The organism is Pseudomonas sp., assembly GCF_041601375.1.
Lineage (GTDB): Bacteria > Pseudomonadota > Gammaproteobacteria > Pseudomonadales > Pseudomonadaceae > Aquipseudomonas.
Window position 1 is genome coordinate 1 of record NZ_JBFIIG010000169.1, and the last position, 9,366, is coordinate 9,366.

Annotated in this window: 10 protein-coding genes; 2 read left to right on the plus strand and 8 right to left on the minus strand. The window is 63.2% G+C overall.

The window, feature by feature from the left end; translation table 11 throughout:
* The 5 genes from ABZE94_RS17620 to ABZE94_RS17640 form a co-directional block, all read right to left on the minus strand.
* Window positions 1-1,038 (minus strand): cbb3-type cytochrome c oxidase subunit I (locus tag ABZE94_RS17620; RefSeq protein WP_372876938.1); only part of this gene is annotated, 1,038 nt, incomplete at its 3' end.
* 3 nt (window positions 1,039-1,041) lie between these two features.
* Window positions 1,042-1,482, minus strand: coding sequence for a cytochrome c (locus ABZE94_RS17625; protein ID WP_372876940.1), 441 nt, complete (start codon window positions 1,480-1,482; stop codon window positions 1,042-1,044).
* A 439-nt stretch (window positions 1,483-1,921) separates the two neighbouring features.
* Complete coding sequence (locus ABZE94_RS17630; protein ID WP_372876942.1) at window positions 1,922-2,179, minus strand: cytochrome C oxidase subunit IV family protein; 258 nt, start codon at window positions 2,177-2,179, stop codon at window positions 1,922-1,924.
* Between the two features lie 13 nt (window positions 2,180-2,192).
* The gene (locus tag ABZE94_RS17635; protein WP_372876944.1) at window positions 2,193-2,780 is read right to left on the minus strand and encodes a cytochrome c oxidase subunit 3; all 588 of its coding nucleotides are present in this window, start codon (window positions 2,778-2,780) and stop codon (window positions 2,193-2,195) included.
* Entirely contained in the window at window positions 2,764-3,543 is a 780-nt protein-coding gene (locus tag ABZE94_RS17640; protein ID WP_372876956.1) for a CbbQ/NirQ/NorQ/GpvN family protein, read from the minus strand. The genes ABZE94_RS17635 and ABZE94_RS17640 overlap by 17 nt, the downstream gene beginning before the upstream one ends.
* Before the next feature lie 410 nt (window positions 3,544-3,953).
* Between ABZE94_RS17640 and ABZE94_RS17645 the strand changes: the two genes are divergently transcribed.
* Together ABZE94_RS17645 and ABZE94_RS17650 are read left to right on the plus strand one after the other, a co-directional pair.
* On the plus strand, window positions 3,954-4,274 hold the full coding sequence (locus ABZE94_RS17645) for a c-type cytochrome (RefSeq protein ID WP_372876946.1): 321 nt from the start codon (window positions 3,954-3,956) through the stop codon (window positions 4,272-4,274).
* A 190-nt stretch (window positions 4,275-4,464) separates the two neighbouring features.
* Window positions 4,465-5,325, plus strand: coding sequence for a LysR family transcriptional regulator (locus tag ABZE94_RS17650; protein WP_372876948.1), 861 nt, complete (start codon window positions 4,465-4,467; stop codon window positions 5,323-5,325).
* Window positions 5,326-5,379: 54 nt separating this feature from the next.
* Here ABZE94_RS17650 and ABZE94_RS17655 read toward each other — a convergent pair whose 3' ends face one another.
* The 3 genes from ABZE94_RS17655 to ABZE94_RS17665 all read right to left on the minus strand — a co-directional run bounded on the left by ABZE94_RS17655 (window position 5,380) and on the right by ABZE94_RS17665 (window position 8,956).
* Window positions 5,380-6,519, minus strand: a complete 1,140-nt coding sequence (locus tag ABZE94_RS17655; protein WP_372876950.1) for a CBS domain-containing protein — start codon at window positions 6,517-6,519, stop codon at window positions 5,380-5,382.
* 366 nt (window positions 6,520-6,885) lie between these two features.
* Window positions 6,886-7,629, minus strand: a complete 744-nt coding sequence (locus ABZE94_RS17660) for an SDR family NAD(P)-dependent oxidoreductase (RefSeq protein WP_372876952.1) — start codon at window positions 7,627-7,629, stop codon at window positions 6,886-6,888.
* Between the two features lie 136 nt (window positions 7,630-7,765).
* The gene (locus tag ABZE94_RS17665; RefSeq protein WP_372876954.1) at window positions 7,766-8,956 is read right to left on the minus strand and encodes an NnrS family protein; all 1,191 of its coding nucleotides are present in this window, start codon (window positions 8,954-8,956) and stop codon (window positions 7,766-7,768) included.
* Between the last annotated feature and the right edge of the window lie 410 nt (window positions 8,957-9,366).

Consider the following 9,366-nt stretch of genomic DNA (forward strand, 5'->3'; position numbering starts at 1 on the left):
CGCCGCGGTCAGTTGCGAGCCGTGGGTGTAGAAGTTCACCGGGGCCAGGGTATGCAGGAAGCCCCACACGCCAGCACCGAAGAACGCGGTCACGGTAGTGCCCTTGGCCCACAGGGTGGCGGCGCGGTTCGGGTGCTGCCGGCGCCGCTTGCCGACCATGGTGAAGGCGAACAGCACCATGGCGAAGAAGGGTATCGGTTCCATCGCCGAGAAAATCGAGCCGACCCACAGCCAGACCTCGGGCGCCCCTATCCAGAAGAAGTGGTGACCGGTACCGAGGATGCCGGTGATCAGGGCCATGGCGATGATCACATACAGCCACTTCTCGACCACTTCACGGTCCACCCCGGTGACCTTGATCAGGACGAAGGCGAGCATCGCGCCCATGATCAATTCCCACACGCCTTCCACCCACAGGTGCACCACGAACCACCAGTAGTACTTGTCGCGCGCCAGGTTTTCCGGGTTGTAGAAGGCAAACAGGAAGAACACCGCCAGGCCGATCAGGCCGGTCATCATGACCATGCTGATGGTGGTCTTGCGCCCCTTGAGCAGGGTCATGCCGATGTTGTAGAGGAAGCCCAGGGCGACCACCACGATGCCCATCTTGGTGATGGTCGGCTGCTCGAGGAATTCCCTGCCCATGGTCGGCAGCAAATCGTTGCCGGTCATCTTGGCCAAGCCCGCATAGGGCACGAACAGGTAGCCGAGAATGGTCAGCACGCCGGCGGCGGCGAACACCCAGAACAGGATGATCGCCAGCTTCGGGCTGTGCAGCTCGCGGTCGGCCTCCTCGGGAATCAGGTAGTAGGCCGCGCCCATGAAGCCGAACAGCAGCCAGACGATCAGCAGGTTGGTGTGCACCATCCGCGCCACGTTGAAGGGGATCAGCGGGAACAGGAAGTCACCGACCACGTACTGCAGGCCCATGATCAAGCCGAACAGGATCTGCCCGAGGAACAGCATCAGGGCGAACACGAAGTACGGCTTGGCCACGGCTTGCGAGGCGAATTTCAGATGTGGATTGGCAATGGTCATCTATCAGCCCTCCTTGTTTGGCGGCCAGTCGTTGGTATCGATCTTCGAAGTCCACTTGAGGAACTCCGCCATATCGTCCACTTCCTGCTCGCTGAGGTTAAATTGCGGCATCGCCCGGCGGCCTGGAATGCCCAGGGGCTGCGCCTTCATCCAGGCCTGCAGGAACGGCTTGAAAGCCGCTTCCTCGCCACGCCGGGTGAACACATTGCCCAGTTCGGGCGCGAAGTAGGCGCCCTCGCCCAGCAGGCTGTGGCAGCCGATGCAGTTGTTGTTCTCCCAGACCGCTTTGCCGCGCACCACCGACTCGTTCATCTCCGAGGCGTTGCTGCGTTCTGGAAAGGTCTGCTCTGTGTGATAGGTCAGTGCCAGGAATACCAGGAAGAAGAACACGCTCCCCCCAAAGTAGATATTCCTGGCCATGCCCTTGGTGAAGGTCTCTGACATGGTCGCTTCCTCTTTGCTTGGCGTGACCATTCTAGAAAGCCTGCTAACGAAACCTGCTTGATCGCAATCAAGAAAGCCGGAAAGCCCGATGGTTTTACTCGGGTATGGCCAGCGAGAGGAGGAACAGCGAAGAACCAGCAGGCAGATGAGCAATGCCCGGCGCGGCGATCACCGCATGAGCATGGCTAAAGCGGAGGGCGAACTCGCGAAGCAGTAACAACGGTGGACTGTTCGCTGCGCTCCTGAGTCCACCCTACGGCCTGCGCATTGCCAGTGGCTTAGCCCTTGAGCGACAGGCTCAGCAGCACCCCCAGCGCCAGCATCGTAGGGTGGATGACGCTTTATCCATCCACCGAAATCGCCACGGTGGATGAAAAAGGCGCCAGCTACGCGCCCCGATCCACCCTACACAGGTCCCGTAGCCCGGATGCAATCCGGGCTACGAAGAAAACTGCAAGGTCAGCAGCACCCCCGCCGCCAGCGTAAGCGGCCAGGCGAGCAGCAGCCAACGCCACATACGCGGGGCGTGGCGCAGTTCCATGAAACCGTCGGCGATCAGCCAGGCCTTGCCCAGGGCCGCGAGCAGCACAGCACCGGCCATCAGCTGGGTCGCCCCGCTGCTGCCCAGTTGCACGCTGGCCACCGACAGCACGGCCAGGCCCAGCCAGCAGAAGATCAGGGTAGTCGAAGCGGACATGACGACCTCCCGGTCAATTCAGGACATAGACCAGCGGAAACAGCAGCACCCAGATCAGATCGACCATGTGCCAATAGAGCACGCCGGACTCCAGTGCGCTGCAATTGCCCGGGCCATAGAGGCGGCGCCGACAGCGCTCGGCCAGCCAGCCGAGGATGAACAGGCCGAGCAGCACATGGACGAAGTGAAAGCCGGTGAGGATCCAGTACAGGGTGAAGAAGGTGTCGTGCTCCATGCCCAGGCCCGCACCGGCCAGGTGGCTGTACTCGCCGAGCTTCAACAGCACATAGACGCTGGCCGACAGCAGCGCCGCCAGCAACAACCATGCGCCGCGCCGCGCGCGGGCCTGGCGCACCTGCTCCTGGGCCAGCGCGGCGAACAGACCGGAAGTGAGCAGGCTCAGGGTCAACGCCAGGCCGGTGGAGCTGTCGAGTAACTGGCGGCCGTCGTGGAACAGCTGCGGCTGCAATGCCTGGGCCACCGCGAAGGTGAGGATCAGCAAGGCGAAGACCGTCAGCTCGGCGAGGATGAAGAACCACATCGCCAGGTCGCCCGGAAGATGCCGAACCGGGCTGGCGACGGCTTCAAGCGAAGTGGACATCGACCACGTCCATCAGCGCCGCGACGGTCTGCGGATCGTCCGACAAGGGCTCGGCCAGGCAGGCCAGGCAGGCATCACGCGGACTCATGCCGGAGCCGATCATGCGCGCGGTGAAGATCAGCAGACGGGTCGAAGCCACCTCCTCCAGATCATGCTGCTCCAACCGGCGCAGGGCCTGGCCGAGCTTGACCACCTGCGCGGCCAGCTCGGCACCGACCCGCGCCTCGTTGGCGACGATGCGCTCTTCCTCGGCCACCGGCGGGTAGCCGAAACGCAAGGCGACGAAACGTTGGCGGGTACTCGGCTTCATGCCCTTGAGCAGGTTCTGGTAACCGGGGTTGTAGGACACCACCAGCATGAAACCCGGTGGCGCGCGCAACACCTCGCCGGTGCGTTCCAGGTACAGCTCGCGGCGGTCATCGGCCAGCGGATGGAGGACCACGGCGGTGTCCTGGCGCGCCTCGACCACCTCGTCGAGGTAGCAGATGCCGCCCTCGCGTACCGCGCGGGTCAGCGGGCCATCCTGCCACCAGGTGCCCTGGGCGCCGATCAGGTGGCGGCCGACCAGATCGGCGGCGCTCAGGTCGTCATGACAGGCCACGGTATACAGCGGCAAGCGCAGGCGGTGCGCCATGTACTGGACGAAACGGGTCTTGCCGCAACCGGTCGGGCCCTTGATCAGCACCGGCATGCCGTGCTGCCAGGCCTGTTCGAACAGCACCTGCTCATTGCCCAACGCTTGGTAGAAGGGCGCATCCAGCACGGCAGCCGTGTCGGCTAGTTTCACAGGCGCATTCACAGTCAGTACCTCACCGCGGTGATTAATCATGCCTGCACGCTACCCGCGACCGGCCGCCGTCCTCAAGCGACGTGCGGGCAACTCTTGATTCCGGTCAAGCCCATCGGCAATCGGCTTGGTTATGCTGCCCTCCAGTTAAATTGATCGAACGTTGCAATTGGCCGATTCACCTCTCAGCCGCGCAACTGCTACTGTCAGTCAGCACTCGTAAACGAACCCTTTACCAGCATCACTGGTCCATACCCATAACCGCAGAGATCAATGCTCGCAGGGAGAGGCTTTGGCAGCGCCCACAAGAAGACGCAAACCGTAACTGCAGCGAAAATTGGCAGGGCCTATGTCCTGCTCTCAATAGCCTTGAGGAAATAATCATCATGAAGAAAATCCTGATTCCATTGTTCGCCCTGGGAGCTGCGCTGAGCGTGCAACCGGTCTTTGCCGCCGAAGCCGACGCCGAAGCGCTGTTCAAGAGCAAGCCCTGCGCGGCATGCCACAATGTCGACGTGAAGATGGTCGGCCCGGCGTTGAAGGAAGTCGCCGCCAAGTACGCCGGAACCGAAGGTGCCGTCGAGCTGCTGGCCGGGCGCATCAAGGATGGCACCGTAGGCAACTGGGGGCAGATGCCAATGCCGGCCAACCCGGTCACCGACGAAGAAGCCAAGACCCTCGCCGAATGGATCCTGAGCCTCAAGTAAGCCTCTCAAGGACGTCGCACCCAGCGCTTTTCGCAATCGGCTGTGACGTCCTTACCCTCGCTGTCTATCCCCCCTCGCCTGAGGGTCCAGGGGATCTGGTGCGCGTTCAATCTACCCTCAGTGTCACACTCCCAGTGTCATACAATGCCGCTTTTCATCAATTCTATTGAAGTGAAGTGAAGCGTCTGCAATGGACATCGATCTCGCCCGCACCTTTCTGGATATCATGCGCAGTGGCAGCTTTATCGCCACCGCAGAACGCCTGCATATCACCCAGACCGCGGTGACGGCACGAATCCACAACCTGGAAAACCAGCTCGGCTGCCGACTGTTCGTGCGCAACCGTGGCGGCGCGCGACTGACCACAGACGGCGAGCGTTTCGTCACCTATGCCACCCAGCTGGTACAGACCTGGGAAGCGGCGCGGCGCGATCTGCCCTTGCCTCGCGGCTCCGGCGACCTGCTTACCCTCGGTGCGGAAATGTGCCTGTGCAACCCGCTGATGCTGGCCTGGGTGCAACGCCTGCACCAGGTTCTGCCCGCGCACGCGGTGCGCAGCGTGGTGACCAGTGGCAGCCTGCTCCAGCAACAACTCGACCTCGGCGTGCTCGACGCGGCATTGGTCCACCAGCCGGAATACTGGCCGAGCCTGCAGGTCGAGCAGTTGCTCGAGGAGAAGCTGATCCAGGTGGTGCAGACCCATAACCCCGAGCCCTATATTTATGTCGACTGGGGGCCGGCGTTTCGCACGCTGCACGACAATGCCCTGCCGGAACACACCCGTACCACCCTCTCCTTCGACCTCAGTCCACTGGCCCTCCAGTACCTGCTGCAATGTGGCGGTCGCGGCTACTTCCGCACCCGCGTGGTGCAGCGCTATATCGATGAAGGCATCCTCAAACGCGTGGAATTGGCGCCGGAATTTTCCTACCCGATCTATCTGGTTTACCCCCGTGCGGCCGACAATCCGGCGCTACACAGCGCTCTGCAACTGTTGCGCGAGGTGATCCTCGACGACTTCGACTGGTCACGCTGGGATCACGAGATTTGAAGCACCGCCAGGGTGCCCGTTGCGCCAGCCCAACAGCGCCTAGCGAATACCGACTCAACCCGGCAGTTGCTTGAGCCAGTTGCGGTAGAGCGCCGCGATCAGATCGGTCTGGGTGATCATGCCCACCAGCCGCCCGTGTTCGTCCACCACCGGCAGGCAGTGCAGCCCGCGGTCGGAGAGCAGGAACACCAGTTCGACCATGTGCACGTCCTGCTTCACGGCAACCACGGGCGCACTCATGATCGAGCGCAGCTTGGTTCCGCGCAGGTACTTCAAACGGCCGAAATTGACCCGGGCCTGACTGGGCTGAAACTGCTTGAGCAGATCGACCAGGGTGACGATGCCGATCAGCTTGCCGCTACCCTCCTCCACTACCGGCAACGAATGCAGGCGGTGTTCCTGCAGGGTTTGCCAAGCCTGCTCGATAAAGCTGTCCGGCGCCGCCCAATAGAGATCGCGGGACATGATATCGGCCGCGCTGACCTCGCCCATGCTGCGGCGCAAGGCATGCTTCTCGGTTTGCTTGATCAGCCGCTCGAGATCGTCACGGCTTACATCGACATATTCGCCGAACTCCTCAAGGGCCCGATCCATGTCGTCGCGATTGAAGCTCAGGCGCTCGCCTGGTAATGGATCGCGCGTGTGGTGACGGTTCTCCCTGGAGAGACGCGGTTTAGGGTAGGCGTGGCCGGTCAGGTTGTTGTAGAGCAAGGCGACAGCCACCAGCAGCAGCGAGTTGAACGCCACCGGATAGAGCAAGGCATAGCCCGGATTGTCGAGCCCAAGACCACCACTGGCAGCCAGCACGGCCAGTGCACAACTTGGCGGGTGCAGGCAGCGCAAGGCGAACAGGCAGACGAGCGAGAGGCTGGCGGCCAGCACAGTCGCAGACACACTGTCCAGCGGGCTCAAGCCCAGACTGATGCCGATCAGGGCGGCGCACATATTGCCCGCCAGGACCGACCATGGCTGGGCGAACGGGCTGGATGAGGCGGCAAACAGCAATACTGCAGAGGCCGCGGTAGGCGCGGCGATGTGCAAGGTGAGCGGTGCCCCGAACAACCGGGCGCCAAGCGCAACGCACAGCGATATGCCGATAGCGATGCCGATGGCGACGCGCATCCACTCCTGGGCGCGGGCATTGAGCGGTGCGGGGGCGAAAGACCTGAACCAGTCGAGAAGGTGTTCTTGCATTATTCCTGCCTGGGATCGGGGTGGTTGCAACGGCGGATCCTACTCCGGCCAACTGCCCTGCACCGGACAAGGCTGCAGCCAATCGCTGGCAGACAGTCGATGCAAGAGTGGGTTCATCGTATTTGTGCGAGCAATCACGACCGCCTGCAAGCAGGCGCGGCGCGCTTAAAGCAGCCGCCTTGAGGAACTCGGTCGAATTGGCGCAACAGAAGATGTTGCGTAGAGATGAGTGCCTACGCAGTGTGAGGGGGGCGTTCAGTTATCTCTAATGAATATTATTGCTTTTAATTAGCAAAAATAATGCTGCGAAGAGGTGGAGCAGGCGCAGCGACCCGCAATTCTCCTTCAACGGTTGTGAAAAAACGCTCAGCTCAAGGTATAGCCGTTATCGACCACCCAATCCTGACCATAAACGCCACGCGCGCCGGCCGACAACTGAAACAGGATCACGCTGGCGACAGCCGCCGCATCGAGAAAGTGACCGGGCAGCAGGCGCTGGGTGACGCTGTCGGCGACCTCGTCCAACTGCTCGTCGCTCAGCCCCAGGCTGCCCCAGATAGCCGTTGCCGTAGGGCCGGGCGAGACCAGATTGATGCGCACGCCGACTGGCGCCATTTCCACTGCCAGGGTGCGCGCCTGGGCGCTGAGTGCCGCCTTGCTGGCGATATAGGCGGCCAGACCGGGAAAGGTCACGCGGGTGAGAAAAGTACCGATGAACACCACCGAACAGGGGGCGGCCAGCCCGTCACGCAGCGCCGCCAGGGTATTCAATGCGCCGGCCCCGTTGACCGCCCACTGCCGATCGAACGCCGTCAGGTCGAGGCTCTCGGCCAGTTCGGCGATACCCGCGTTGGGCACCAGATAATCCACCTGCCCCAGTTGCGCTGCGCGCACACCGAGACTGGCCAGATCCTCGCTCGAGGTGACATCGCCGGCATGCCAGACCAGGCGTTCCGGGTAGCTTGCCTGCAGGTCTTGCAAGCCGCCCAGGCTGCGCGACATGGCCAGCACCCTGGCGCCGCGCTGCAGCAAAGCGGCGCATAATGCCAGGCCGATACCTGAACTGGCGCCGGTGACGACGGCCAGACGATCCTGAAATTCGGTTTTCATCAGCTTCTCCGATGCTCGGCAGTGCCGAGCGGCAAGGCCACCCATGCGCAAGGCACAGGCGAGCGGATATCAAGGGTTGGGCGGCGCGGCGCTGGCGCGTGAGCAAATGCTCGGCGTCAGCGCTCTGCCCTGGCGGTCAGCCCGGGTGGCCATCCACCCGTGGCCTGACCAGCATCGGCCCATAGCGCCAGGCATAGATGGCCAACGCCAGCGACCAGCCGCTGGCCGACAGCCACAGCCCTGCCAGCGGCCATTGCGGGTAGACGAAGACCCGCGCCACGCAAGCCAGGTTGAACAACACCAGGGCCGCGGCCATGCCCGCCGGCAATTGCAGCGGCCGGCCGGTATGGCCCAGGGTGACGCGGGCGATCATGGCCAGAATCAGCCCCGTCATCGCGCCCATGGTCAAGCCATGCAAGGCCGCGCTGGGCGTGGCCAGCAGGCCGGCATGCCACAGCGCCAGGCCGACGCAGGCGACGACCAGCCAGAGCATCGCCAGATGCAGCGACCACAGCAGCGGCACCGCCCAGATGCCCTTGTCGTACCAACGCGCCAGACGCAACAGATGCCCCGCCGCCACCGCCAGGAACAGCCCGGCCAGCAGTGGCTGGGCCTGCAGGGCCAGACCGCTGGCGTAGAGCGCGGCGATCAGGCCGGTGCCGAGCAGCAGGGCAATCTCCAGCCACACCCAGGGTTTGACCGCATCGAGGCGACCCAAGCCGCGCTGGGTGAAGAAGGGAATCACCCGCCCGCCGATCAGGCCCATCAGCGCCGCGACCAGCCACAACCCGGCCAACACGCCACGGCGCTGCAACTCATCGTCGCCCTGCACCAGGCCGGCCATGAGCAGGCCATTGGCCGCGGCCAACAGGCTCAACACCACGACGATCGGGTAGTTGCGCTTCTGCCGTACCACCCAGAGCATGCGCGCCATCAGGCCGGCCACCGCGAGCAGGAAGCTCAGCTCGAGCGGAATCAACAGCAGAGGCGGCAAGCCGAACAACCATCCCAGGCGCGCCGCCAGCCAGAGCCCGGCGAGCACCATCAGGCGCGTGCCGCTCAGGCCGGGCTGACCGGTCCAGGTCTGCACCGCGGTCAGCAGAAAGCCGGCCACTATGGCGGCGGCGAAACCGAACAGCATTTCGTGCCGGTGCCAGGCGAGCCAACCGCCGGCGGGCTGCCAGTCCGGGCCGTTGCCACTCCAGGCCAGCACCCAGAGGGCCATGGCCAGCAACGCGAACAGGCTGCCAGCCAGGAAGAACGGGCGAAAGGCAAGACGCCAGATGGGCGGGATACTCAGGGCGGTACGCCGGTCGAGAACGTGCACTGCAGGCCTCCTGAAAAGATCGTCAAGTCCCCGGCAAGCAACTGCTTGGGCAGCGCCAACCGGGGCATTGCAGCCGCGTGGAAATTGGCAGCCGTTAGGCTCTTTTTACAGGGTGGAAGGGCTTTGGCGACTTGACCGCGATCAGCTTTGCGCTCCAGGCATGCAAATGGCGCTGAGCGGACGCGGGCCTCGCGCCCAGCGCCTGGGTCCTCGAATAGAGCTTCATATCGACCAGGCTGACGGCTGCAGACAAATGCTGGCCGTAGGAGCGGCCGGGCGGCGTTCCGCTTCAGCCGCGAAGCTTTGGCTGTGCCCCAAAGAATTCGCGGCTAAAGCCGCTCCTACAGAAAACGTCATAACCCATAAAATCAATTAGATATGGATTGAACAATGAGTTATTTCTAGTTTGA